At 61.7% G+C, this 25,602-nt stretch carries 20 protein-coding genes and 2 pseudogenes; 19 read left to right on the forward strand and 3 right to left on the reverse strand.

Going from position 1 to position 25,602, the window contains the following annotated elements; translation table 11 throughout:
* Nucleotides 1-28 precede the first annotated feature (28 nt).
* Nucleotides 29-1,057: a TRAP transporter substrate-binding protein gene (locus tag LY284_RS33360; RefSeq protein WP_233391186.1), complete on the reverse strand. Its 1,029-nt coding sequence runs from the start codon at nucleotides 1,055-1,057 to the stop codon at nucleotides 29-31.
* Nucleotides 1,058-1,300: 243 nt separating this feature from the next.
* Between LY284_RS33360 and LY284_RS33365 the strand changes: the two genes are divergently transcribed.
* The 10 genes and pseudogenes from LY284_RS33365 to LY284_RS33415 all read left to right on the forward strand — a co-directional run.
* Nucleotides 1,301-2,782, forward strand: coding sequence for an NAD-dependent succinate-semialdehyde dehydrogenase (locus tag LY284_RS33365; protein ID WP_233391188.1), 1,482 nt, complete (start codon nucleotides 1,301-1,303; stop codon nucleotides 2,780-2,782).
* A 12-nt stretch (nucleotides 2,783-2,794) separates the two neighbouring features.
* Nucleotides 2,795-3,619, forward strand: a complete 825-nt coding sequence (locus tag LY284_RS33370) for an HpcH/HpaI aldolase/citrate lyase family protein (RefSeq protein WP_062607828.1) — start codon at nucleotides 2,795-2,797, stop codon at nucleotides 3,617-3,619.
* Between the two features lie 20 nt (nucleotides 3,620-3,639).
* Nucleotides 3,640-4,821, forward strand: coding sequence for an acyl-CoA dehydrogenase family protein (locus LY284_RS33375; protein ID WP_233391189.1), 1,182 nt, complete (start codon nucleotides 3,640-3,642; stop codon nucleotides 4,819-4,821).
* Nucleotides 4,822-4,833: 12 nt separating this feature from the next.
* Entirely contained in the window at nucleotides 4,834-6,612 is a 1,779-nt protein-coding gene (locus tag LY284_RS33380) for an FAD-dependent oxidoreductase (RefSeq protein ID WP_233391191.1), read from the forward strand.
* A complete protein-coding gene (locus LY284_RS33385; protein ID WP_233391197.1) occupies nucleotides 6,605-7,828 on the forward strand; it encodes a CaiB/BaiF CoA-transferase family protein in 1,224 nt (407 codons plus the stop codon). The genes LY284_RS33380 and LY284_RS33385 overlap by 8 nt, the downstream gene beginning before the upstream one ends.
* Entirely contained in the window at nucleotides 7,825-9,462 is a 1,638-nt protein-coding gene (locus tag LY284_RS33390; RefSeq protein WP_233391199.1) for a GMC family oxidoreductase, read from the forward strand. Before LY284_RS33385 ends, LY284_RS33390 begins: the two co-directional genes overlap by 4 nt.
* The gene (locus LY284_RS33395; protein WP_233391201.1) at nucleotides 9,459-10,208 is read left to right on the forward strand and encodes an electron transfer flavoprotein subunit beta/FixA family protein; all 750 of its coding nucleotides are present in this window, start codon (nucleotides 9,459-9,461) and stop codon (nucleotides 10,206-10,208) included. Before LY284_RS33390 ends, LY284_RS33395 begins: the two co-directional genes overlap by 4 nt.
* A gap of 22 nt (nucleotides 10,209-10,230) precedes the next feature.
* Nucleotides 10,231-11,172 (forward strand): electron transfer flavoprotein subunit alpha/FixB family protein, encoded by a 942-nt coding sequence (locus LY284_RS33400; RefSeq protein ID WP_233391204.1) that lies wholly within the window; start codon nucleotides 10,231-10,233, stop codon nucleotides 11,170-11,172.
* An 8-nt stretch (nucleotides 11,173-11,180) separates the two neighbouring features.
* On the forward strand, nucleotides 11,181-11,483 hold the full coding sequence (locus LY284_RS33405) for a hypothetical protein (RefSeq protein ID WP_233391206.1): 303 nt from the start codon (nucleotides 11,181-11,183) through the stop codon (nucleotides 11,481-11,483).
* A gap of 671 nt (nucleotides 11,484-12,154) precedes the next feature.
* Nucleotides 12,155-12,460 (forward strand): annotated as a pseudogene (locus LY284_RS33415) (hypothetical protein); the annotation flags it as partial.
* Here LY284_RS33415 and LY284_RS33420 read toward each other — a convergent pair.
* Nucleotides 12,360-12,617: pseudogene (locus LY284_RS33420) on the reverse strand (transposase); the annotation flags it as partial. The pseudogenes LY284_RS33415 and LY284_RS33420 overlap by 101 nt on opposite strands.
* 248 nt (nucleotides 12,618-12,865) lie before the next feature.
* Here LY284_RS33420 and LY284_RS33425 point away from each other — a divergent pair.
* The 7 genes from LY284_RS33425 (at nucleotide 12,866) to LY284_RS33455 (ending at nucleotide 22,055) form a co-directional block, all read left to right on the forward strand.
* Nucleotides 12,866-14,059, forward strand: coding sequence for an IS110 family transposase (locus LY284_RS33425; RefSeq protein ID WP_375294341.1), 1,194 nt, complete (start codon nucleotides 12,866-12,868; stop codon nucleotides 14,057-14,059).
* 545 nt (nucleotides 14,060-14,604) lie between these two features.
* Nucleotides 14,605-15,855 carry a ribulose-bisphosphate carboxylase large subunit family protein gene (locus LY284_RS33430; protein WP_233391213.1) on the forward strand — a complete coding sequence of 417 codons (1,251 nt, stop codon included), beginning with the start codon at nucleotides 14,605-14,607 and terminating at the stop codon, nucleotides 15,853-15,855.
* A gap of 5 nt (nucleotides 15,856-15,860) precedes the next feature.
* Nucleotides 15,861-17,252 (forward strand): four-carbon acid sugar kinase family protein, encoded by a 1,392-nt coding sequence (locus LY284_RS33435; protein WP_233392060.1) that lies wholly within the window; start codon nucleotides 15,861-15,863, stop codon nucleotides 17,250-17,252.
* Between the two features lie 70 nt (nucleotides 17,253-17,322).
* Complete coding sequence (locus LY284_RS33440) at nucleotides 17,323-18,105, forward strand: phytanoyl-CoA dioxygenase family protein (protein WP_233391218.1); 783 nt, start codon at nucleotides 17,323-17,325, stop codon at nucleotides 18,103-18,105.
* A gap of 62 nt (nucleotides 18,106-18,167) precedes the next feature.
* A complete protein-coding gene (locus tag LY284_RS33445) occupies nucleotides 18,168-19,214 on the forward strand; it encodes a TRAP transporter substrate-binding protein (protein WP_233391222.1) in 1,047 nt (348 codons plus the stop codon).
* Between the two features lie 48 nt (nucleotides 19,215-19,262).
* Complete coding sequence (locus tag LY284_RS33450; protein ID WP_375294321.1) at nucleotides 19,263-21,134, forward strand: TRAP transporter large permease subunit; 1,872 nt, start codon at nucleotides 19,263-19,265, stop codon at nucleotides 21,132-21,134.
* 33 nt (nucleotides 21,135-21,167) lie between these two features.
* Nucleotides 21,168-22,055, forward strand: a complete 888-nt coding sequence (locus LY284_RS33455) for a MurR/RpiR family transcriptional regulator (RefSeq protein ID WP_233391224.1) — start codon at nucleotides 21,168-21,170, stop codon at nucleotides 22,053-22,055.
* Nucleotides 22,056-22,376: 321 nt separating this feature from the next.
* Here the strand turns inward: LY284_RS33455 and LY284_RS33460 are convergent, their stop codons facing one another.
* Complete coding sequence (locus LY284_RS33460; protein WP_233391227.1) at nucleotides 22,377-23,147, reverse strand: phosphatase PAP2 family protein; 771 nt, start codon at nucleotides 23,145-23,147, stop codon at nucleotides 22,377-22,379.
* A 420-nt stretch (nucleotides 23,148-23,567) separates the two neighbouring features.
* Here LY284_RS33460 and LY284_RS33465 point away from each other — a divergent pair, with 420 nt between their 5' ends.
* Together LY284_RS33465 and LY284_RS33470 are read left to right on the forward strand one after the other, a co-directional pair.
* On the forward strand, nucleotides 23,568-24,623 hold the full coding sequence (locus LY284_RS33465; protein ID WP_233384792.1) for an IS630 family transposase: 1,056 nt from the start codon (nucleotides 23,568-23,570) through the stop codon (nucleotides 24,621-24,623).
* 126 nt (nucleotides 24,624-24,749) lie between these two features.
* Nucleotides 24,750-25,376 carry a tyrosine-type recombinase/integrase gene (locus LY284_RS33470; protein WP_233391230.1) on the forward strand — a complete coding sequence of 209 codons (627 nt, stop codon included), beginning with the start codon at nucleotides 24,750-24,752 and terminating at the stop codon, nucleotides 25,374-25,376.
* The last annotated feature ends 226 nt before the right edge of the window (nucleotides 25,377-25,602 follow it).

Genomic DNA, 25,602 nt, shown 5'->3' on the forward strand with positions numbered 1-25,602 from the left:
TCTCCGGAAACTCTTCGATGGTCCGCGCTCATGCGAACTTCTGCGTGTACTTTTCGAGCAATGCCCAAGCTTCATCGCCGTATTTCTTGCGCCACTGATCGTAAAAACCGGCTTTCTGAAGCGAGGCACGGAACGGCTGGATATCGGGCCTGTTGAACGCCATTCCGTGTGTTTGCAACTTCTCGATCAGCGACGTGCTCAGTGCGGCGACGTCTGCGCGTTCGGCCACTGCGGCCGAATTCAGGTGTGTCGCCACAATGGTCTGCAAGTCCGGCGGTAGCTTCTCCCACGACCGGGCGTTGCCGAGAAACCAGAAGCCGTCCCAGATATGGCCGGTCAACGAACAGAACTTCTGGACTTCATAGAAGCGTCCGGTTTCGATCAGCGCGAGGGGGTTTTCTTCTGCATCAACGACCTTGGTTTGCAGCGCCGAATACGCCTCGCTGAAGTTGATGCTGGTGGGCGAGGCATCGAGCGCCTTGAACATCGAGGTCCAAAGAGGGCTGACCGGCACGCGAATCTTCAGGCCTTTGAGGTCGGCCGGGCTCTGCACTGGCTTGACCGAGCTCGTGAGATGCCGAAAGCCGTTGTCCCACGGTTTTTCCATCGCGACGAGCCCGACTTTCGAGATCGCCTTGCGGATGTGGCTCCCGAGCTCGCCGTCCATTGCTGCCCATACCTGGTTGTAATCCTTGAACGCGAAGCCGATGCCGTTGATCGCCGAGACTGGCGCGAGCGTCGACAGCACCACGCCACCTTGGGTAAGGAAGTCGATCGCGCCCGATCGAACCTGCGACAGCATGTCGGTGTCCGTGCCCATCTGACCGTTCGGGAAAATCTGCAACTCGACACGGCCGCCGGATTCCTTCTTGATGGCGTCCGCGGCTTCCTTTGCGCGAATGTTGAGCGGATGGGACAGCGCGAGGTTGTTCGCGTACTTCAGCTTGAACTGCGCTGTCTGCGCCCGAGCGAGCGACGGCAAGGCGCCGGTCCCCGTTGCCGCCACCGTGGCGGCTCCGAGCGTTTGCAGAAAGGTACGACGGGAATACAAACTCATTTTCGTCTCGCTCCATGGAAAGGAAATGCTGGATGAGGCATTCGGCAGCGCCTGTGTCGTTCTTCTTATGAACCTCGGCTACTGAGAGTGCATGCGACGAATCGCATTTCGCTGACACAAACTATAAAAGTGTTGACACTTTGATGTCAAGGTGTTGATATAAGTAAAAGAGTGCATGCAATAAAGTCCCCGGGAAAGCACCTACAAACCGGGACGTCTGCGATACCTGTCAGGAGGAAGTAAATGGAACTAGAGGCGCACTACCGCGAGCACGGCTTGCTGCTCGGACGCCGCTGGCAAGCCGCGACGGCTGACGACGGCCAGCTTTCAATCAATCCGGCGACGGAACAGCGGCTGGGCTATATGCCACTGGCCAGCCAGGCTCAGGTCATCGAGGCCGTCGACGCCGCGACCGAGGCCGCAGCTGCCATGCGCAAGCTGACGCCATGGGAGCGCTCAGCGCTGCTGCGCCGCGCGGCGACGCTCATCCGCGAACGCGCGCCGCAGCTCGCGCGCATCGTGGCGCTGGAAACAGGTAAGCCGATCGCACAGGCCAGTGGCGAAGCCAATGCGTCCGCTGAGTCGATCGACTGGTTCGCCGATGAAGCGCGCCGTGTGTTCGGCATGTCTTACGAAAGTCGCGTCAAGGGTGGACGGTATCTGGTGCATTACGAGCCGCTCGGCGTGGTCGCCGCGTTTACGCCGTGGAATTTCCCGCTGCTCCTGCTGGCCCGCAAGATGGGCCCGGCGCTGGCCGCCGGCAACGCGATCGTGATCCGTCCATCAAACGAAGCGGCCGGCGCGACGATGGCACTGGTGCGCTGTTTCGTCGATGCCGGGTTCCCCGGAGGCGCAGTCAATCTGGTGATCGGCAAAGCGGACACGATTACGTCGACGATCATGGCCGACCCGCGCGTCGCAAAGATCAGCTTTACCGGCTCGGTGCCGATCGGCCGACAGATCGTCGAAATGTCCGCGAAGACCCTCAAGAAGGTCACGATGGAACTCGGCGGCCATGCGCCCGTGATCGTGCATCGCGACGCTGACATCGGCGCTTTTGCGCATCTCGCATCGCTGGGCAAGTTCCGCAATGCGGGTCAGGTTTGCGCCTCGCCGACACGTTTCTACATCCATGAATCGATCTTCGATAAGACCGTGAAAGCGCTGGTCGAGCGCTCCAAAGCGCTTCGGGTCGGCGATCCGTTGCAGCAGAACACCGATCTGGGTCCGCTGACCACGTCGAAGCGCCGCGACGCAATCGAACGACTCGTCGATGAAGCCGTGAGTGAAGGCGCCGCCGTGCTGTGCGGTGGCCGGCGCCCCGCGCAATTCGGGCGCGGCTGGTTCTACGAGCCGACGCTCGTCGCCAACCCCACTTCGCACATCGGCCTGATGAACGACGAGCCGTTCGGCCCGGTCGGCACGCTCACCCCATTCACTACGATGGACGAAGTCATCACCGAGGCGAACCGGCTGCCGTTCGCGCTCGCGGCGTATGTCTTCACGCGCTCGATGCGCAACACGCTGGAAACCACGGAGCGTCTGCAGGCCGGCGTAGTCGGCGTGAACACGTTTGTAGCGTCGACGGCGGAGACGCCATTCGGCGGCAGCAAGGACAGCGGATTCGGCCGGGAAGGCGGACCGAATGCGATCCGCGAATACATGGACAGTAAATTCATCAACCTGGAATTGGCGAACGACGAGCCGCTCGACGCCACCGCCTGAATGGGATTGATCATGCGAAGCATCAAGAATCACGCAAAAGCGCAACTCGCCGCGGGTGAACTGGCACTCGGCATGGGGCTGCGCCAGGCCCGCACCGTCGACATCGCGCAGATCGCGCAGACGGCGGGTTTCGACTGGCTGTTCATCGATATGGAACACAATTCGATGGACATCGACACGGCCGCGCAGATTTGCGCCGCTGCTCTGGTGGGCGGTGTGACGCCGATCATCCGTGTGCCGGGGCACGAGCCGTTCCACGCCACTCGTCTGCTCGATACCGGCGCGATGGGCATCGTTGTGCCGCACGTGAGTACGCCTGAACAGGCCGCGCGAATCGCCGACATGTGCCGCTTCCCGCCTGCCGGCGGACGGTCGATCCCGGGCATGTTGCCGCAGGTCGGCTTCCAGGCACTTCCGATCGCCGATGTGGTTCGCGCGATCAACGACGAAGTGCTGGTCGTGGCGATGATCGAAACCCGCGAAGGGCTCGAAAACGCCGACGCGATCGCCGCCGTGCCCGGCATTGACGTGCTGCTCGTCGGCGCGACCGATCTTGCGGCGGATCTCGGTATCACCGGACAACTCGGCCACGTGCGTGTGGCGGCCGCCATCGACGCCGTGTGCGCCGCATGTCACCGGCACGGCAAGGTGCCGGGCGTGGGCGGCGTGTACGACGAGGCATTGATGACCGCATACGTGCAAAAAGGCGCGCGTTTCATTCTCAGCGGCTCGGACCTTGCGTTCCTGATGACGGGGGCGAAGTCGCGTTCGCAGATGTTGCGCGCCATCCCGCTCGGGCAAGCGGAACAAGAGACGGCGCAACGCAAGGCATCCTGATCGGTCAAGAAGGAGACATAGTGAATCCCGAATACGCAAGCAATCTGGTCAAACGGCGCGACCTGAAACCCTATCTGAATGCCGATCAGTTCGAGTTTAGAGATTCGGTGAATCGGGTGCTGACGCGCCATGCATCGCCGGAATACGTGCGCCAGTGCGACGAAGAGAAGCGCTTCCCACTGGAACTCGTGAAGGTGGCCGCCGAACAGGGTTGGTTCGGCATCACGCTGCCCGAAGAATACGGCGGCATCGGCGGCTATCTCGACATGGCCGCTTATCTGGAAGTCGTCGCGTATCACACCATTGCGCTCGCGCGCTTCTGGAACGCCAACGTGAACATGTCGGGCGGCGCGCTGGCGCGCTTCGCTACAGACGACATCAAGGCGCTGGTGTTGCCGAAGCTGGCCGAAGGGCGTGCCTTTCTTGCCTTTGCGCTGAGCGAAAACGGCTCCGGGTCGGACGCCGCCTCGCTGACCACGCGCGGCGTGGCCGACGGAAACGACTTCATTCTCGACGGCACCAAGATGTGGATTTCCGGCGCGCTGCAGGCCGACTACATCCTAACCGCGGTGCGTACCAATCCGGAAGCGAAGAAGCACGACGGGATCAGCCTCTTCCTCGTACCGAAAGAATCGAGAGGCCTGACCATCAATCCGATCGATCTGCTCGGCGGCCACGCTATCCGGACCTGCGAAGTGGTGTACGACGGCGTGCGTGTCCCGCAAGACATGATTGTGGGCGGCCTGCACGTCGGCTGGAAGAAGCTCACCACGGTGCTGTCGAAGGAGCGCATTGCGTTGTCGGCGATGTGTGTGGGCGGCGCGCAGGCGGCGATCGATCTTGCGCGCTGGTATGCGAACGACCGCAAACAGTTCGGGCAGTCGATCATCGATTTCCAGGCCGTGTCGCATCTGCTCGCCGATATGCAGACGCGCGTGGATGCCGCCCGGCTGATGGCGTTTCGGGCGGCGAAGCTGCTCGACGAAGGCGAAAACTGCGACGTGGAGTCGTCGCAGGCGAAGTACTTCGCGTCGGACACCTACGTGCAGGTCGCGACCGACGGCATCCAGATCATGGGTGCCAATGGCTACTCCGCCGAATACGCGATGCAGCGTCATTACCGCGAAGCCAAGATGTTCCAGATCTTCGGTGGCACCAATCAAATTCAGCGCAACATCGTGGCACGCGCGCTCAAATCGTAAGCGGAGACAGACGTGACGGCAGTTCGGACGTTGGAGAAATTCGGCTTTGGCGTCGACCACGCGCAAGCCGATGTAGTCGTGGTCGGCGGTGGCGGCGCGGCGTCGCGTGCTGCCGTTTCCGCGGCACAGGCGGGTGCGAAGGTCCTCATGCTGGCCAAGGCGCCGGTCGGACAGGGTGGCAGCACGGTGCACGGCGCTAGCGAAATCATGAGCATGGGGGCATCCGGCTACGGCAGTCCCGACGACAGCGCAACGGTGCACTACGAAGACACGATGCGTCCGGCAGCCGGCTTCATCGACCGTGACCTGGTGCGCGTGCTGACAGAGGACGCACCGAAGCGCATCGCTGACCTGATCGAACTCGGCGTGCCATTCGACCGCGTCGACGACGGCTATAAGCTCATCCGCAGCGACTTCGGCAGCTATGCGCGCGCGCTCGGCGTGAAGGGCAAAACCGGCAAGGCCTTCGTGAGCGCGCTCGCGGACGAAGCCAGAAAGCTCGGTGTCGAGATCCGTCAGCCGGCGGCGCTGATCGACCTCCTGCGCGATTCGACAGGGCGCGTGAGCGGCGTGGTTGCGATGGACCTCGATTCGCGGCGGCTGCTGGTGGTCTCAGCGCGGGCCGTCGTGCTTGGCACGGGCGGCGCGCACGGTCTGTTCTCGCAGCAGGTGTCGACCGCGGAGATGACCGGTGACGGCCAGGCGATCTGCTTCCGCCACGGCGCAGAACTCGTGAACATGGAGTTCCACCAGTTCGGGCCGGCGATGGTGCACCCTTACGTGCAACTTTTCAGCAAGTCGTGCTTCATCCTGCATCCGAAGATGCTCAATCGCGACGGTCACGAATTCCTCCCGGACTATCTACCGACGGGCGTGACCCCCGAGGCTGCGATGGACGAGAAAGTGTTCCCGTTCACGATCTCGAACGAGTCGCGCTATATCGATATCGCGATCGCAACGGAAATCGCGCAGGGCAGGGGCACGGAACGCGGCGCGGTGCATTTCTCTTTCGCCGACATCGCCGAGGAACGGTTGGCGGCCACCATTCCGAACACCATGCGCTGGATGCGCGCCAAGGGACTCGATCCGAAGCGTGACCTGCTCGAGGTCGGGATTGCTTTTCAATGCCTGAATGGCGGTGTCCGAATGACCAGCACCGACGCGATGTCGACCATCCAGGGGCTCTTCGTGATCGGCGAACTCGCGGGCGGCGTGCGCGGTCCAGATCGTCCGGGCGGCAACTCGCTTGCGGAAGGGCAGGTTTTCGGCCATCGCGCAGGCGCGGGTGCGGCCGCATTCGCACGCGGCAGCGCGGCGCCGGGCACGTCCGATGTGGCGCCGCTTGCACGGCGCCTCGAAACGGCGCTCAAACCGAATGCGTCGTTCGACGCTCAACGTATCGCCTCCGATCTGCGCGCAGCGATGCAGGCGCATTGCCTCGTCGAGAAGACGGAAAGCGGCCTGAACATCGCGTTGGCTGCCGCTCGCGAGGCGCGCGCGGCGTTCGCCTCAGGGGGCGGGGCCACGCCGCCGCAAGTAATCGACGCGTTGACGATCGACAACATGGCGACGACTGCCGACGTCATCGTGCAGGCGTGTATCGAGCGGCGCGAATCGCGCAGCAGCCACTATCGCACCGACTGTCCTGAGCGCGACGACGCGCATTTCAGTCACGCATTGACCATCACGCGCGGTGAGGCCGACCCGTTCCGTCTCGCCTTCGACGTGCTCGATTACCCGCGTGCCGAACTCACGGACGCATCGCATTCCCAGGTGGCAAATCATGGATAAGAAGCCAGTCGGCCCGTTGTCGGGCTACCGCGTTCTCGATCTCACCGTCATGACCGCGGGTCCGGTCGGTACGGTGCTGCTCGCCGATCTCGGCGCGGACGTGATCAAGGTCGAGGAACCGAAGGCCGGTGACCTCTCGCGCAATCTCGGTAATCAATTCGTCGCAGGGGAAAGCGTCCAGTTCCTGTCGCAGAACCGTAACAAGCGCAGCATCCGCCTGGACCTGAAGTCGCCGAAAGGACGCGATGCATTCCTGCGCATGGCGGAGCAGGCGGATGTCGTCGTCGAAAACTTCCGACCGGGCACGGTGGATCGGCTCGGCATCGGCTACGAGGCCGTGAAAGCGCGCAATCCGATGATCGTCTATGCAAGCGTGTCGGCGTTCGGACAAAGCGGTCCTTACGCCGCATGGCCCGCGAACGATCCGATCGTGCAGGCCGTGGCGGGTCTCATGGACATGACGGGCGAAGCCGGCGGCAATCCGGTTCGGCTCGGGGCACCGTTGCCCGACTTCGGCGCGGCTGCGCTGATCGCGTTCGGGATTTCGGCGGCGTTGTTGCATCGCGAACGGCACGGCGAAGGGCAGCGCATCGATACGTCGTTGCTGTCGGCTGCGCTTTTCAGCACCATCCCGCGCGACGGCGAGACGCTGAGAAGCGGCAAAGCGCCGGAGCGCCTCGGCAGCGGCCATCCGACAATGGTGCCGTATCGCAACTATCAGGGCTCCGATGGCCGCTATTTCTTCGCGGCCTGCTTCACCGAAAAATTCTGGCAGAACCTTTGCCGGGCGTTGGGCCGCGAAGACTTGCTGAGCGATGAACGCTTCATCGGCAACACCGCGCGGACAGCGAATCGGCACGCGCTCGACGTGATCCTCGAACAGCAGTTTCTGCTGCATACCGCAGAGTACTGGGTGGCGCATCTAAGTGCGGCGGACGTGCCATGCGCGATCGTGCAGGACTATCACACCGCGTTGACGGAAGACCCGCAGATCGCGCATAACCACGCGGTCGTTGAGATCGAACATCCGGTTGCGGGCAGGGTGACGAACATCGCGAGTCCGGTGAATTTTCACGGCAGCCCGGTAGCTTACCGCCGTGCGCCTCCTACGCTCGGACAACACACGGCTGAAGTGCTTGTCGAGTTCGGTTTCGCCGAGGATGAGATCGCGGCACTCGAAGGTCGTGAAGCGGCCGTCGCCGGAGCGAAGTCATGAAATCGTACACAACGGACTACGTGATCGTCGGCGCGGGAACGGCGGGTTGCGTGCTCGCAAACCGCCTGACCGAAGATCCGAACGTCAAAGTGATTCTTGTCGAAGCCGGCGAGCGCGATCGTCACCCGTTCATCCACGTACCGGCCGGTTTCGTGCGACTGCTCGATCATCCAACCGTGACATGGCGCTATCGCACGCGGGCCGACGCCGAGACCAGCGGCCGTGCGATCCTGTTTCCGCGCGGACGCGGACTCGGCGGGTCCAGTGCGATCAACGGCCTGCTTTATGTGCGCCCGTTCGCGGAGGATATCGATAGCTGGGAACAGTCAGGCGCCAAGGGCTGGACCTTCGGCAACTGTCTGCCGTTCTACCGCCGCTCCGAAACGTGGACCGAGGGCAACAGTCCGAAACGCGGCACGCAGGGTCCGATTCAGGTCAGCCGGGTGAAGAATCCGCCGGAGATTTGCGGTGCGGTCGTGCAAGCCGCCCAAACGGCCGGTCTTGAGTTTGTAGACGATCCAAACAGCGACACGCGCGGTCCGTCGATCTGGTACTACCAGCAAACGCGCGACGGACGTCGCCGGTCCAGCGCTGCGCGCGGTTATCTGCGGCCCGCAACGGCGCGGCCGAATCTCACGGTGGTGACCGGCGTCCAGGTGTCCGGGCTCGAAATGAACGGGACGCACGTGAGCGGCATCAATGCGACGACCGCAGGCGCTTCCATGCAGTTTCGCGCGACCCGCGAAGTGATTTTGAGCGCCGGCGTGATCGGCACGCCCAAGCTGCTCGAAATGAGTGGCATCGGCGATAAGGACGTGCTCGACAATGCGGGCATTCGAACTCGCATCGCATTGCCGGGCGTCGGCAACAATCTGCAAGATCACTATGTAGTTCGGCTCGGCTATCGAGTACGGGGTGCAGGTACCGCGAACGAGCGCTCGCACGGACTCGCGCTCGCGCGCGAGATGATGCGCTACGTCGTGTCGGGCACCGGCGTACTGACGTATAGCGCGGCGATCGTCGGCGGCTTTGCACAGACGCCGCTCGCGACCCGGCCTGACGTGCAGTTCGTGATTGCGCCAGGCAGCTTCGTCGAGGGACGGATTGGCGTACTGGAGTCTGAGCCCGGTGTCTCCTGCGGCGTCTGGCAGATGCGCCCGGAAAGCCGCGGGCACGTCCATATCACCAGCAGCGACATCACGGCAGAGCCGACGATCGCACCGTCCTACCTCAGCTGCGAACTGGACCGCAACACGATGGTGGAAGGACTCAAGATCGGCCGCCGGATCTTCGCGCAGCCCGAGATCGCCCGCTATATCGTCGACGAAACCGTACCGGGCCGTCACGCGGACACCGACGAGGCGTTATTGCAATACGTGCGTGACAATGGCTCGACCGTGTATCACGCGGTTGGCACGTGCCGGATGGGAGAGGACGAAATGAGCGTCGTCGATTCTGAAATGCGGGTGCGCGGAACGACCGGCCTGCGCATCGTCGACGGCTCGGTGATGCCGTCGATAACCTCGACCAACACCAATGCGACGGTGCTGATGCTGGCCGAGCGCGCGGCTGACCTGATCCGTTCGCCGATGACGACGCGCACGGCTTCGACATATTCGAAGGAGACGGTATGAAAGTGCTGGTAGGTGTAAAGCGAGTGGTCGACTACAACGTGAAGGTCCGGGTCAAGTCGGACGGCACGGGGGTCGACACTACCAACGTGAAGATGTCGATGAATCCGTTCGATGAAATCGCGGTCGAGGAAGCGGTGCGGTTGAAGGAAGCCGGCGTGGTTAGCGAGGTGGTGGCGGTTTCTTGCGGTGTCACTCAGGCGCAGGAGACGCTGCGTACGGCGCTGGCGATCGGCGCGGATCGTGCTGTGTTGATCGAGTCATCCGAAGACCTGCAGCCTCTGGCCGTTGCCAAACTGCTGAAGGCGCTGGTCGACAAGGAAAAGCCTTCGTTGGTATTGCTGGGCAAGCAGGCCATCGACGACGACTCGAACCAGACCGGGCAGATGCTTGCCGCTTTAACTAACCTTCCGCAAGCGACGTTCGCGTCGAAGGTGGTTGTGGCTGACGGGAAGGCCACCGTGTCGCGCGAAGTGGACGGCGGAGCTGAAACGCTCTCGCTGACGCTTCCCGCCGTGGTGACAACAGATCTGCGTCTGAACGAGCCGCGCTACGTGACGTTGCCGAACATCATGAAGGCGAAGAAAAAACCGCTGGAAACGATCAGGCCCGAAGACCTCGGCGTGGATGTCACTCCGCGTCTCAAGACGCTGAAAGTCGCCGAGCCGTCCAAGCGCTCCGCCGGCGTGACAGTGCCGGACGTGAAGACGCTGGTCGAGAAGCTGAAGAACGAAGCGAAGGTGCTTTAGATAGAACGCGGAGAAAGGGCAAATGACGAATCTTGTTAGCCTGGTAATAGCAGAACACGATAACGCGTCGATCAAGGCAGCGACGCTGACTACCATTGCCGCCGCGACGAAGCTCGGCGGTGACATTCACGTGCTTGTTGCGGGTCACAACGCGCGAGGCGCGGCCGACGCGGCAGCGAACATCGCGGGCGTCAGCAAAGTATTTCTGGCCGATGCGGCGCACCTCGAAGTCGGTCTCGCGGAAAACATCGAAGCGACCGTGCTGAATATCGCAAAGGATTATTCGCACATCCTGGCTCCGGCTACCGCCTACGGCAAGAACATCGTGCCGCGTATCGCCGCGAAGCTCGACGTCGCACAGATCAGCGACATCACGGCAGTCGTTAGTGCTGATACGTTCGAGCGCCCGATCTACGCGGGCAACGCGATCGCGATTGTGCAATCGGCTGACCTCGTCAAGGTCATCACGGTGCGCGCAACGGGCTTCGATCCGGTCGCCGCGGAAGGCGGCAGCGCCTCGCTCGAGAAGATCGAAGCCGCAGCCGACGCAGGCATCTCGCAGTTCGTGAGCCGCGAAGTGACGAAGCTCGATCGTCCGGAGCTGACGTCGGCAAAGATTATCGTGTCGGGCGGCCGCGGTCTGGGCAGCGGCGAGAACTACACGAAGGTGCTGGAGCCATTGGCAGACAAGCTCGGTGCAGCGCTGGGCGCATCGCGTGCAGCTGTCGATGCGGGCTACATGCCGAACGACTATCAGGTCGGGCAGACGGGCAAGATCGTCGCGCCCCAGTTGTATATCGCGGTCGGCATATCGGGTGCGATTCAGCACCTCGCCGGCATGAAGGACTCGAAAGTGATCGTCGCGATCAACAAGGATGAAGAAGCGCCGATTTTCGGCGTCGCGGATTACAGCCTCGTCGGTGACCTGTTCACCCTCGTGCCCGAACTCGTCGGGAGCCTATGAGGCCTTTGATGACTGGCTGCTCGCGTTCACTGGCGGAGAAACCATTGGGTCTTTCACAAGAGGTCCGGCGAAGCGCAGCCATTGCGGCGAACGCCGAAGATGCGGACATCTGGCGATGGTTTGCGAACCTTGTCGAGGAGCGCCGCATTCGCTGGTGTCTTGCCAATGGTAGCTGGTTGGTGAGCGTCGATCATCGTCACGTTGCCACGGATAAAGACTTCGACGTGGCCATTCGTGGTGCCAAAGTCCGCACTCAAAGAAGCAATGACGAAACGCTTCGAGGCAATCTTCTACGACGAAGCGTCGCGTGAACTGGCAGCGCTTGCGGCCGTGCCTGTCGCCAATCGAAATTTTATACCGCCGACGTTGCCGTAAGCCATCGCGCGCTTTTTTGCTTATTCAACGTGCGGAGACACCTGGTGTTCCTACCGGCTCATGGACGCCATCGCTTACTGTCGGCTTTGGCCGGTGTCCTTAGGTGACAGCACGGAATGTCCGTTCCCGCTCTGATACCTGCGGTGTGGCATCGGGCATGGTCGGTCTGGCGCCGTCTCACCTTCCGTCGCATGCAACTAATCGTCAATCTTTTAATGCACCTTCGCGCTACGGCGAGGGTGGGCGTTTCAGTATCTCTCAGCAAAATAAGGCGCTAGACCGTCAACCACTCGAAAAATCAGCCTGCGTCAGGCGGACCGGGCGCGTTGACCGCGCCCGCAGCTTGCGCCGCGCGACCGCTTCGATCCGCGCGAAACCGTCCCTGAACACGCTCATCAGTCGGCTATCGTCCGCGTCGTGCGGGAGCCAGAAAAAAAGACTTCCAAGCACCCGCGCGTCACGACGCACGTGACGCTTTCTCCGCGCCAATCGATGTCGAAGCTGAGGGCCTGTTTGTCTGTTGAGATCTGGGGTTCGGGCACGGGGACTTTCATGAGCAGAGTTACGGGTGACGGACAGCATCGGCGGTGCGTTCACCCGACGCGTTAGACGAACTGCAATGCAGGCCGCGGGCAAGACGCAGATCGTCGCGCGTCTGATGGTCGAGGAGTTGGCTTTTTATGGCATTCGCAATGCACAGGACGTGGCGACATGCCTGAATGGCTACGATCAGACTGCCTATCCCGAAGGCAGCCAATGGAGTTTTACACGCTTCTACGTTCCGCAGGCGTTTGATGCGGGATATCGACTGGTCAGTGACGCCGATACCCTGTGGAACGCATTCGAGACGGCGCACCATAAGGCCAATCTGCCGGGGAAGCTTGGGATCCCGATGGAGTCCCTGCTTGCCGCCAGGTTATAGGCGGCATCTTCCAGTCCTTCTCGATGTTGCGCAAGGCCAGATACAGCAGTTTGCTGGCAGCTTCGTCGCTCGGGAAGTGGCCGCGATTCTCGACGATCTTGCGCAACTGCATGTGCATGCTCTCGATGGCGTTTGTAGCCGGCATGATAGGGCTTGGTGCCTCATCCATCCCTGCCGCGATTTTGGCGTATGGTGCGACCATCCGGGACAGGGGCACCGGGGAGCACTTCGGGTGGGCAGGCCGTTGATCGTACGATGAGCCGTGAGCTCGTGTTAGTAGTTGGCCGCCCCTGCGACCCGCCCGGTTACGCTGCGAGCGCGAATCCGTAGTTGTCGTGCTGTCCCACCGGCTCCCAAGGTAACGTTTCATGGGAGACAGTTATGCGAATCATTGGTCTGGATGTATCGAGATCGGTGGCCGAGGTCGCGTATCTCGAGAATGGAATACTGAAATCCGGCGGTCGCGTTGGATTAAGACGCGACGAGCTTAAGCAATTTGCCTCTCAACTCCGGCCGGATGATCATGTAGTGCTGGAGGCCACCGGTAACACTGCCGCTATTGTCAGCGTACTGCAGGCGCATGTCGGGCGAGTGATTGTCGCCAATCCCCTGCAAGTACGGCTGATCGCCGAAGCGCGAGTCAAGACGGACAAGATCGATGCAGCCATCTTGGCCCAATTGTATGCCAGCGGCTTCCTGCCGGAAGTATGGATTCCAGATGAAGCAACGCAGGCCATGCGTCGGCAGGTCTCGCGCCGCGCGCAGATCGTGCGCCAGCGGACGCGCCTGAAGAATGAAGTCCATGCGGTACTCGCCGCACACTTGATCGAAAGGTGCCCGGCAACGGACCTGTTCGGCAAGAAAGGGCGGGGGTGGCTGAGTAATCAGCTTCTGCCCACCGACGAGCGGATGGGCGCCGAGCAACGGCTACGCGAACTCGATCGGCTTGGTGAGGACCTCCGCGAAATCGAGCGCGTGCTGGCACAATCGGTCATGGAGGATGGGCGACTACGCAAGATGCTTACGATCGCCGGTATAAACACGACGGTGGCTATCGGCCTGCTGTCTGCCATTGGGGATATCGGGCGATTCCGTACGCCAGGGAAACTTGTCAGCTATTTTGGTCTCAATCCCTGTGTCTACCAGTCCGGATCGCAGCCGGCTAGGCACGGGCATATCAGCAAGCGCGGTCGCTCTTATGCGCGCGCCATGCTAGTCGAAGCGGCGTGGGCGGCGGCGCAATCGGCCGGGCCGTTGCGCGCCTTCTTCCTGCGCATAAAGGATCGACGCGGACAGCAGATTGCCGCTGTCGCTACCGCGAGTAAGATTGCGATCACGGTCTGGTACGTGCTCACACGTGATGCGGCGTTTGCGTGGGACCGTCCTGCGCTCACCGCCCACAAGCTCCGCTCGCTCGAGCTTCAGGCCGGACTGTCTTCACAGCGCGGGGGGCGCAAGGGTTCAGCCGCCGCTTATAACCTAAAGAGCGTACGGGACCAGGAACGCGCGGTCGCTGAACAGGCAGAGCGAACTTATCAGCGATTGTTTTCGCGTTGGAAACAGGCCGGCCCCAAAAATTCCCGCTCTTAATGATGGCGTCCAACTCGCAAGGGCCCGGAAAACACCAAATAAATGGCTACCGGGCTTGTCGATTTCATCCGTCGTATAACCCCGCACACGCGGGGTGGTCGTGGCTACGACCCCGGACGCCGAAGATGTCACGCCGCGCTACGAGACATGGCACTGCTCATATTGGCGACACCCTGTCCGCGAGTGCGCGACCGGGCTTCCTCGCTGGGCGGCAACCTCCTGAAGAGGTACCAAGTCGCGCGACACAACGACGGCTTGAAGCCTGCTGAGTCCACACGGCATGGCGTTCGTAGTGCAAGGGGACGAGCAGGAGTGACGCGCTCACGTTGGTTGGCGGATACGCCATCGCCGCGATCGGGGTGGCGTTAGCCAGTGCGTTGCCCGACACCTACTTTTCCTAACGCTGCATGATCGCTCGCTTGCCAGAGCTACCGCCGACTCAGGACATACCCGAAAACGACTACATCAAATTAAATTTCCTTTGACGCAACGTGAAAAATAATATTTCATATAGCCACACTTCCTAAAAACCGCTGGAGACTGCTGTGTCACATCGATTCGCTGCCCGATATTTGGTCGAAACCTCACTCGATCCGCAAGATGCCGCCGCTGAAATGGCTGGCGAGTCGTCGACGGCCACCTTTGTTGCGATTCCCGGCGAACGTGCGTCGATTGCCGAAATGCACGGCGCACGCGTCGATCAAATCGTCGACGTTGAAACGCCGTCGGCGGGTCCTATTGCCCATCCGCCGGCCGCGTCGGTGCGCCGCTGCGAGGTCAAGCTTTCGTGGCCGCTGGAGAACACCGGCGCATCACTGCCGAACATGCTCGCCACGTTTGCGGGCAACATCTTCGATGTGCAGTCGGTCAATGCACTGCGGCTCATCGACGTCGAGCTGCCCTCGGTGCTCGCCGATACGTACAGGGGTCCCCAATTCGGTGTGGAAGGTACGCGACGGCTCACGCAGATCGAGCACATGCCCATCGTCGGCACCATCGTGAAACCGAGCGTCGGACTGACGCCCGACGAAACAGCCTGCCTTGTGGAGCGGCTCGCCGATGGCGGGATCGATTTCATCAAAGATGACGAACTCATGGCGGATCCGCCGCACTGTCCGTTCGATCAGCGCGTCGACGCCGTGCTTGCCGTGCTGCGTCGCTACACTGAACGCACGGGGCGCAAGGTGATGTACGCGTTCAACATCACCGGCGAAATCGATGACATGCTGCGGCGTCACGACAAGGTCCTGGCGGCCGGCGGAAACTGCGTGATGGTCAGCCTCAACTGGATCGGCGTGTCGGCATTGGCTCACTTGCGACGGTATGCGCAACTTCCGATTCACGGGCATCGCAACGGTTTCGGCACGATGAGCCGGGCGCCGGGCTTTGGCGTCGACTTTCGCGCATGGCACAAGCTGTTCCGTATCGCCGGTGCTGACCACATCCACGTGAATGGCCTCGACAACAAGTTTTATGAGCCAAACGAATCGGTGGTGCGCTCCGCGCAGGCTTGCGCCGCGTCGGTGTTCGCCGATGGCGGCCCCGCGTGGCCCGTCATGCCGGTTTTCTCGTCGAAGCAAACAGTCTGGCAGGCACTCGACACCTATCGTGTGGCGAACTCGACGGATCTGATCTATGCATGCGGCGGTGGCATCCTTGGTCATCCTGACGGTATCGCATCGGGCGTGGAGAGCATCAAGGACGCCTGGGCGGCGGCGATCGAGGGTGTCCCGCTCGAGGACTATGCGCGCGCACGGCCCGCGCTCGCCCGTGCGCTTGGCTCTTTTGCAGCGTGAGCGCCATGCACGGCGCGTCCATTCGGCACCGACCACGCTGTGCTCCGATCGCGTTTTACGGCGACGATTTCACCGGAGCGGCGGCCAATCTGCTTGAATTTCATCGCAGAGGTCTACGGGGCATTCTATTCGTCGAGACTCCGAATTTCGAACGATTCAAGGAAGTCACCGCTGACTTGGACGTCGCAGGCGTGGCGGGTATTGCGCGATCGTTGCCGCCGCACGCGATGGCGGCCGAAATCGAGCCGGCCTTGAAGCTGTTCGAGGCGGCCGGTGCGCGAGTCATCCAGTACAAGATCTGCGCGACCTTCGATTCGTCGCCTGAGCAGGGGAGCTTCGGCACGGTGCTGGAACTGGCGCGCCAATGCCTCGGTGTCCAGAACGTGCCGATCGTTGCAGCGCATCCGGACTTCGGCCGATATACCGCATTCGGCCATCACTTTGCAACTTATCGTGGCGAAGTCTTTCGCCTCGACCGGCATCCGAGCATGGCCGCTCATCCCGCCACGCCGATGCACGAGGCCGATCTGCGAGTCCATCTTGCGCGGCAGACCTCGTTGCCGATCGGCATATGCGATTTTACGGAACTGCGTCGCGCTCCGGTGGACCGGATCGTCGCGTTGATCGACCAGCTCGATGCGAATGCGACCACCGCAAAGGCGGCCACCCTGTTCGACGCGATCGAGGCTGCCGACCTGCGGAAGATAGCGCATGCCGTCTGGTATGCATCGGCACGACGCCCTCTTTTCGCGATTGCTTCGCATGGCCTCGCGGCGGGGCTCGCCGCGCACTTAAGCGAGCAACGTCCGCAATCCGATGCTGGCGCGCCGCAACGTCCGGTGGACAGCATCGTAGTGCTGTCGGGTAGCTGCACCCCGCACACTGCGGCGCAGATTGCCTATGCCAGATCGCAAGGATGGCTGGTGCGGCGTCTCGCGCTCGCAGAGATCGCGGTACGTGGAGAAAATGAGCTCGCCGATTCGCTGGCGCTCGAGATTTGTAACGCATTGGAGCGTAAGCAAAGCGTGGTGATTTGTACAGCTGCCGGTCTCGACGACACGAGCATCGCGAGGGGAACCGAAGTGTGCGAGCAATTGGGCGCCGAGTCGTCGGCGCTCATCGGTGCACTGTATGGTGCGGTGCTGCGGCGGGTGTCGGCGAGGCGGCGTTTGCCGCGTTTCGTCGTGGCCGGCGGGGATACCTCGAGCCAGACGATGCGTCGGCTCGGCATCGACGCGCTCAGCGTGGATGCAATCAACCCGACTTCCCAGGACGCTTTCATGCGCATCCACGCCGCGGACCCAGCGCTTAATGGCGCACAGGTGCTGCTGAAAGCCGGCCAGAACGGCGACGACGATCATTTCGTGCTAGCCCGCGAGGGCCGGCATTGGCGATGACCGAAGGGCCGGCCAAGCTATTCCAGCCAATAAAACCGGGTGCGCGCACCCGCCAACAGGAGACACAGCAATGAAGCTCAGCCAGGACCAGATCAGTCAATACAACGAAGCCGGCTTTCTGGTTTTACCAGGCATCTTTTCAACCGATGAAGTGGACGTGCTGCGTCGGGAAGCCGCTGATATCACCCAGGTGCAGCGCCCCGAAATCTGGCGCGAGAAGAACGGCGCGCCGCGCACGGCGTTCGGCTGCCACAAGTACAGCGATATTTTCCGCACTCTTTCCAGCGACGCTCGCCTCGTGCAGCCCGTCGAACAATTGCTTGGCGAGTCGCTGTACATCCACCAGTTCAAGGTAAATCCGAAGGTCGCGTTCGATGGCGATACGTTTCCGTGGCATCAGGACTTCGTCACGTGGCACGAGGACGACGGCATGCCCGAGGCGCGCGCGATGAATATCGCGATCTTTCTCGACGACGTGTACCCGACCAATGGAGCGCTCATGTTCGTGCCTGGCAGTCATCAACGCGGCATGATTCCGACCACTCCGAAGGAAAACAACCGCCGCTGGATGGACTTGAAAGACGTGGAGAACGTGATTCGCTCCGGTAGCGATATCGCAGTGGCGACGGGTGGCGCGGGCAGCGTCCTGATGTTTCACGGCAATGCCGTGCACGGCTCCGCGGGCAACATGACGCCGTTGCCCCGCCGCATCGTATATGTCACGTATAGCGCGGTCACGAATGCCATTCGCAAGCCGACCCGGCCGGAGTTTATCGCGCACCGGACATTCGAGCCGGTGGTCGCCACGCCACCGGAAGCGTTCGCGGAATACGTTAGCAGCCTTCACGGCTAGCGCGGGCACGCGCGCAGCCACAAAAAACAGACAGGCGTCGTCAGCGCGCCCAGGAGACAACGATGGACCAGCACATGAAAAACCCGCGCGGCTCGAACCGCCGTATGGTGCTCAAAGCGAGCGTAGCGGCGGGCATCACGGCGGGCTTTGCTGCCATTCTGCCGCGCGGCGTCCGAGCGGCCGAGTTCAACTACAAATTCGCGACGGCGCTCGATGCGGGGCACCCGCTCAACAAGCGCGCAGGCGAAGCACTCGAGCGAATCCGGGCCGCCACGAGTGGACGAGTCGACATCAAGCTTTTCCCCGCCAACCAGCTCGGTTCCGATGCGGACACGCTTTCGCAGACTCGCAGTGGTGCGGTCGAGTTCATGACGCTCGGCCACGGCAATCTCGGCAACTATGTGAAGTCGTCTGGAATCGCCAGCACCGGCTTCGCATTCACCAACTACGAACAGGTGTGGAAGGCCATGGACGGCGCGCTCGGCGCCAAGATTCGCGACGATGTCAACCGCACCGGACGGATAGTCGCGATCGGCGGACTATGGGACAACGGTTTCCGGCAAGTCACTTCGTCCTTGCGTCCGGTGCGTTCGCCGGCGGATCTCGCCGGCCTGAAGCTTCGTGTGCCGCCTAATCCCGCCTACACGTCGCTCTTCAGTGCGCTTGGCGCGGGTCCAACGCCGCTCAACTACAACGAGCTTTACAGCGCCTTGCAAACGCACGTAGTGGACGGCCAGGAAAATCCTCTGGCGCTGATCAACTCCGGAAAGTTCTACGAAGTCCAGAAGTTCTGCAGCCTGACCAACCACATCTGGGACGGCTTCTGGACGCTCGCCAACAAAGACGCGTGGAACCGTCTGCCGCCCGACTTGCAAAAGATCGTCCAGACCGAGTTCGCTCGCTCCGTTCAGGACCAGCGAGCCGACATTGTCGCGCTGAGCAAAAGTCTTCAAGCGGACCTCTCGAAGAGGGGGCTGCAATTCTCGACGGTCGATCCGGCCGCCTTCCGCACCGCACTTGGGAAGACACGTTTCTACGCCGATACGCGTGAGAAGTACGGCAACGACTACTGGGCGTTGCTGGAGCAAGCCGTGGGTAAGCTTGGCTGAGGCGAGCCGCTTGCGAATTCAGGTACCTAAGTGAAGGCCAGGAGACCGATGATGAAGTCCCACATGACGCAAACCGCGCCCTTTCGGGCGCCCGCAGACAACCTCGCGGCGAGGATCGAGAGCGCGCTCGTCTGGGCAATAGAAGCGGCGGCCGCATTGCTCGTACTAGCGGAGGTCGTGCTGTTGTTTAGTGGTGTTGTCTCGCGCTACGCGCTGCACCGTCCGCTCGACTGGTCGGACGAACTGGCGTCGCTTCTGTTCTTATGGCTCGCCATGCTCGGATCTGTCATTGCGTTCTGGCGTGGCCACCACATGCGAATGACAGCACTGGTCGATCGGGTCAGCGCCACAACCCGCGCTTTTTTCGATGTTCTCGCGATAGCGGCGTCCCTCGGCTTCCTGCTGCTGATTCTCGCGCCCGCGTTGGGCTATGCGTATCACGAGGCTGATGTCGCGACGCCGGTGCTTGAACTCTCGTCCATGTGGCGAGCCGCAGCAATGCCCGCAGGTGCCGCGCTGATGACGTTGTCGGCAGTTCTAAAGCTTAGGCGCGTCGCCAACTGGCGCGCGACGCTGGCCGCCGTGATGATGGTCGTGGCTATTGGCGCAGTCCTGGCTATCGCTCGTCCCTTGCTTGGCCAACTGGGCAATTACAACCTGGTGATTTTCTTCGTGGGCATCGTAACGGTGACGGTGCTGGCAGGGGTTCCCATTGCGTTCGCGTTTGGTCTCGCTACCTTCAGCTATCTCGCGCTGACAACATCGATGCCGCTTACGGTAGTCGTCAGTCGGATGGATGAGGGTATGTCGCATGTCATGTTGTTGGCTGTGCCGCTCTTCGTATTTGTGGGTCACTTGATGGAAATGACCGGCATCGCGCGTGCAATGGTGGCATTCCTCGCCAATCTGCTCGGGCACGTGCGCGGTGGCCTTTCGTACGTGCTGATCGGCGCGATGTACCTGCTGTCTGGCATTTCAGGTTCGAAAGCTGCGGACATGGCCGCGGTAGCACCGGTGCTGTTTCCTGAAATGCACAAGCGCGGTTCGGATCCCGGTGATCTGACCGCATTGCTCGCAGCGACGGGGGCGCAGACGGAAACCGTCCCGCCGGGTATTGTGCTGATTACTATCGGCTCCGTAACAGGCGTCTCGATCACGGCGCTGTTCACCGGCGGCTTGCTGCCGGCAGTGATTTTGGGGCTCGCGTTATGCGTCGTAGTATGGTTTCGCAGCCGCAGCGAGACGAAGGAACAAGCGGCGCGCCCTGCCTGGAATGTAATTGGCCGCAGTCTCGTGATCGCGCTGCCCGCACTGCTACTGCCCGTCGTCATTCGCACGGCAGTAGTAGAAGGCGTGGCGACGGCGACCGAGGTGTCGACAATCGGCGTGATATATGCGGTGGTGGTCGGGCTGCTGATCTATCGACAGTTCGAATGGCGAAGACTTAAAGCAATGCTCGTCGACACCGCCGCACTCTCAGGTTCGATTCTGCTTATCATCGGCACGGCGACGGGCATGGCCTGGGCGCTAACACAGTCTGGCTTCTCGCATGACCTTGCCGACGCCATGTCGCATCTCCCTGGCGGTGCTGCGACTTTCATGGTGGTGTCAGTCGCCGCATTCGTCGTGTTGGGCAGTGTACTGGAAGGCATCCCCGCAATAGTCCTGTTCGGTCCACTGCTGTTTCCCGTTGCGCGCACGCTCGGTATCAACGAGGTACAGTACTCGATGGTCGTCGTGCTGGCTATGGGAGTCGGCCTGTTCGCGCCGCCTTTCGGAGTGGGATACTACATGGCATGCGCGATCGGCCGCGTCGAGCCCTCGCTCGCAATGCGCCGAATCTGGGGCTATCTCGCGGCACTGATTGTCGGGCTGGCAGTGGTCGCGGCAGTGCCTGCGGTGTCAACGGTCTTCCTTTGAATCCGGCCTTAACTACCAGTACAAACTCGATCCATGAACTCCGCCAACGGAACCATCGCGCTCATACGCGGGCGCCTGCCGGAACTGAACCCGGCGCTGCGGCGGATCGGTCTGCATATCGTGCGCGCGCCTGCCCAGGCGAAGTCGATGACGATCCGCGAAATGGCCGAGAAGTGTGAAGTGTCGGAAGCCACGGTAACCCGCTTTGTGAAAGAGTTCTGCTTCGACAGTTTCCAGCACATGAAGATATCGCTGGCCGAAGAACTGTCACGCCGCCGGCAGGAACTACCCGCTAGCGAGACGCGTGAAATATACGATCACATCAAGCCTGGGGATTCGCTAGATATCATCCTGCGCAAGGTGCACGGCGCGCTGCGCGAGACGCTCGACCAAACCATGGCGAAGCTGCAGCCGGAGGTCGTCGCGCGCGTCGTGCAAGCATTGAGTGAATGCGAATACGTGGTCTTCTTTGCGACCGGCACCTCAGCGCTTGCCGCAGAAAACGGCGTGGTGCGATTCTTTCGAGTCGGCAAGAAGTGCATCTTCTACCGCGATCAGAGCATCCAGCAGTTCGCATCTGTGAATTTGGACGACAAATGCGTCGTATTCGGCATCAGTAATTCCGGACGCACGAAGACCACGGTGCGCGCGCTTCAGATCGCGCGGCAACGGGGGGCTCATACGGTCTGCATCACGTCTTTCCCATCGTCGCCGATCACCCGTTACGCGGACATTTCGCTCATCACCGCGGAGCAGGCCGATGCAATTGACCGCCCCGAAGCGCCCGAGTCCACCACCGCCAAGATTGGCCAGATCGCGGTGCTCGACGTGCTCTACTCCGCCTACGCTATCCATCATCATCGGGACGCGGTAAATGTACTCGCCGAAACGGACCGCTTTGTCGAGGAAGGCAAGGTGTGAGGGGGCGTTCGAAGCCCATGCGCATTTTTTCGGCGCCGGACGGTGCTCCGGCGCTGCCCACGACCGCGTCAGACACGGTCTCGCAGCGGGAACGGGTATTCGGTGTACAGCGAATGTCACGCCACGGTCGCCAGTTGCCGTCCGGCGGGCCGAGATCGGCTTCGACTTCGCGCGCGTCAAGTAGATCTTCACTCGGCTCACGTACTCCTCCCGAGCAGGATCTTTGCTGAAGGCCGAACATACTTTCAGACCCGATCCGCGCCAAAACCAGGATGGCTGCGCCACTTGCTTTCGATTTGCGCATCGTTTCAGCTCGCAAAGTCATTCGAAATGATCCGAAAGCGCGCGGGCACGTCGCCGCACGAACTCCGCGGCGCCGATGCACGCCGCCAGCCACGCGCCGCCCGACGCGAAACCGCCGATCACATCGCCGGGAAAGTGCACTCCGATCACCACGCGGCTCACACCGATCGCGAGCACGATGAAGCAGGCAAGCGCAACTATGAGCGGATCGCGGCGCGTCGGCGCAAGGCGCAGCAACACGTAGGCGCACATTCCATAGCAGACGATCGAGCCGAACGTATGCCCGCTCGGAAACGCGAAGCTTTCGGGCAGCGGCACGCCCGCGCCGGTGGGACGGTCGCGGCGCATCATCGCTTTGAGCGCCTGATTGAGCAGGCCGCCCGCGCTCGTGACCGCGGCGAAATAGACAGCGAGAGCGAAGCGACGCGTGAGCAGCAGCCACGCGCACATGAACGCGGACAGCAACGTCAGGAACCACGGATCGCCGAGATGCGTGAGCGCGGCGAAACATCGCGCGGCGAGTGCGGGAGTACCGTCGCGCAGGGCGTCGACCATGCGCTGATCCGCCGATGAAAACGCGGTGCCCCGCGCGATTCGTGCCGCGATGGCGATGAACACCGCCGCGCCCGTTGCGCTGACGATGCCCGCCGCGACCGCGACAGCCGCGGCAGAAGCGCGCCGTCCGCGCGCGGCCAGAGTCCACGCGCCGGCCACGAGCGCCGGACCGCCGAAAAGCGCGATCGCGATGATCGCGGCTACATGGCGTTGTGCGATAGCCGCGAATTCCATGATGTCCTGTGTTATCTCGATTCCGCGACGCGCTGCACGGCCTTGGCCGGCTGAGGACGCGACTGCGTTGTGAGCGGTTGTTCCCGGCCGAACGCCTGCACGCGCGCGACGGGCTCCCTTGCCGATGCGCGCCTCGTCGTCCCACATCGACTCCCTGGCGGCAGTCATGCGCGCCCGGCGTTTCGACGGTCAAGCCGAGCCCTATTCTCGCCGATGCGACCGCAACCAGATCAAGATACCCGAATACGCGAAATCGACGTGATTGGGCCATAGCCATTCGCATGCGTAAGGACGATGCGTTCGCCCGGTTCGTCCTCGACGCCCACTTCGTGCGGGTCGCAAGGACACGACGCGTCGGCGAAGCCACTAGTGGACTGTAACGTTTAAATGGGAAGTATCATTGCGTCTTGGGAGGACGCGATGAACTTGACCGAAAGCGAAATCATGGAACTGCAGCGGCGAGCCAGTGCGAGGACCGTGCGAGCGGATTCGGCACGTCGCGCTCGCCTGATCTTGCTGCTCGCTGACGGGCTGACCTGGTCGGAGATCAGAGCCAAGCTCGATTGCAGCGACAGCTACATCGATCGCTGGAGCAAGCGCTTCGCTGCGGAGCGGTTGGCGGGCTTGTTCGCTCGTCACACCGGGCGCGAACGCTACAAGGTGACCGATCGCGTGGAAGCACGAGTGCTTGCGCGTACGACCAGGCACACGCCCGCGGACGGCTCCACGCACTGGTCCACGCGCAAGCTCGCGGCCGAACTCGGCGGCGACATCTCGCACATGACTGTGGCCCGCATCTGGGCCAAACACGGCATCAAGCCGCATCGGCTGGAGGGCTACCTTGCCTCCAATGACCCGGACTTCGAGACCAAGGCGGCCGATGTCATCGGGCTGTATCTCAACCCGCCGCAGCATGCGGCCGTATTCAGCGTCGACGAGAAGACTGCCATTCAGGCGCTCGATCGCAAAGACCCTGTGCTACCCCTGTCGCCGGGACGCGCCGAGCGTCACGGCTTCGAGTACCTCAGACACGGCACGCTTTCGCTGTACGCCGCCTTCAATACAAAGACTGGCGAAGTCCTCGGCAAGACGGCAACGCGGCATACCTCGGCCGAGTTCGTAGCGTTCCTGAGCGACCTCGTGGCCAACCAACCCCGCGGCAAAGAAATTCATGTCATTGCCGACAACCTCTCGGCGCACAAGACCCGGCAGGTCGATGCGTTTCTCAGCGAGCACCCGCAAGTTCATATGCACTTCACCCCGACCTATTCGTCCTGGCTCAACCAGGTGGAGTTATGGTTCGCCAAGATCGAGCGTGACGTGATCTCGCGCGGCGTGTTCACCTCGGTACCCGATCTCAAGCGAAAGCTCATGCGCTACATCCGCAAATACAACGAGCAACCCAAACCCGTAAAGTGGAAGTACTTTGACCCAACACGTCGAATTACTCCCGTTTCAATCGTTACAGGCCACTAGTGAGCGGCCGCTGCACTTTGTCAAGAGACACTCGGCGTACCGAGGGTCGAACGACTGAAACGGGTCGAAGTTTGACCGTTCCGCAAAGCGCACAATCGATCTCTCTTCGTTGAAGAGGCGATTGTCATGGAAACGCTTAATTCTTCCGGCACTCGTCGGGTGCCGTGGAATAAGGGAAGGCTAACCGGCCAAAAGCCTCCGCTGAAGCTGCGGGAAATCTGGGCGATTCGAACAAGGCTGCAGATGTCGTCCAACGCTCGCGAGTTGGCGATGTTCAATCTTGCGATCGACAGTAAGCTTCGAGCGTGCGATTTGACGCGCTTGCAAGTGCAGGACGTCTACATGGGAGGTCATGTCGTAGCTCGCGCGACTTTCATGCAACAGAAAACGCACCGACCAGTGCAGTTCCAAATCACGGAGCAGACTCGTCAAAGTGTCTCTGCCTGGATTTCGGCGCGGGGATTGAAGCCCGCTGACTATTTGTTTCCCAGTCGACTGCATGCCTCAGCGCACGTGTCGACGCGCCAGTATGCGCGCATCGTTCATCGTTGGGTCGCGTCGATCGGGCTTGATGACACCGCGTACGGTACGCACACCATGCGACGAACGAAAGCGTCGTTGATCTATCGACGCACCAAGAACTTGCGCGCGGTTCAATTGCTCTTGGGCCATACAAAAATCGAAAGCACCGTGCGATACCTCGGGATCGAGGTAGACGATGCTCTCGAAATGGCTGAGCAAACCGAAGTGTGATCGCCGGTGGCCGGCGAGCGTGCGCTTGTCGGCCATGTGCAGTCGTTGGTTTCCACGGCATGAAGGACAGTCGAACGGCGGCTTTGCACCGTATAGCTGTCCGTCACCCAGCCATTGTGATCAAGACATCTCCGTGCGTCGAACGTATCCCTCAACGGTTTAGCCGCTGTCCTAGCTAATGCGGATAATGCCAACGCGAGACATGACGTTAGATGAGCTGCCTCAG

This window comes from Caballeronia sp. PC1 (genome assembly GCF_021353155.1).
Lineage (GTDB): Bacteria > Pseudomonadota > Gammaproteobacteria > Burkholderiales > Burkholderiaceae > Caballeronia > Caballeronia cordobensis.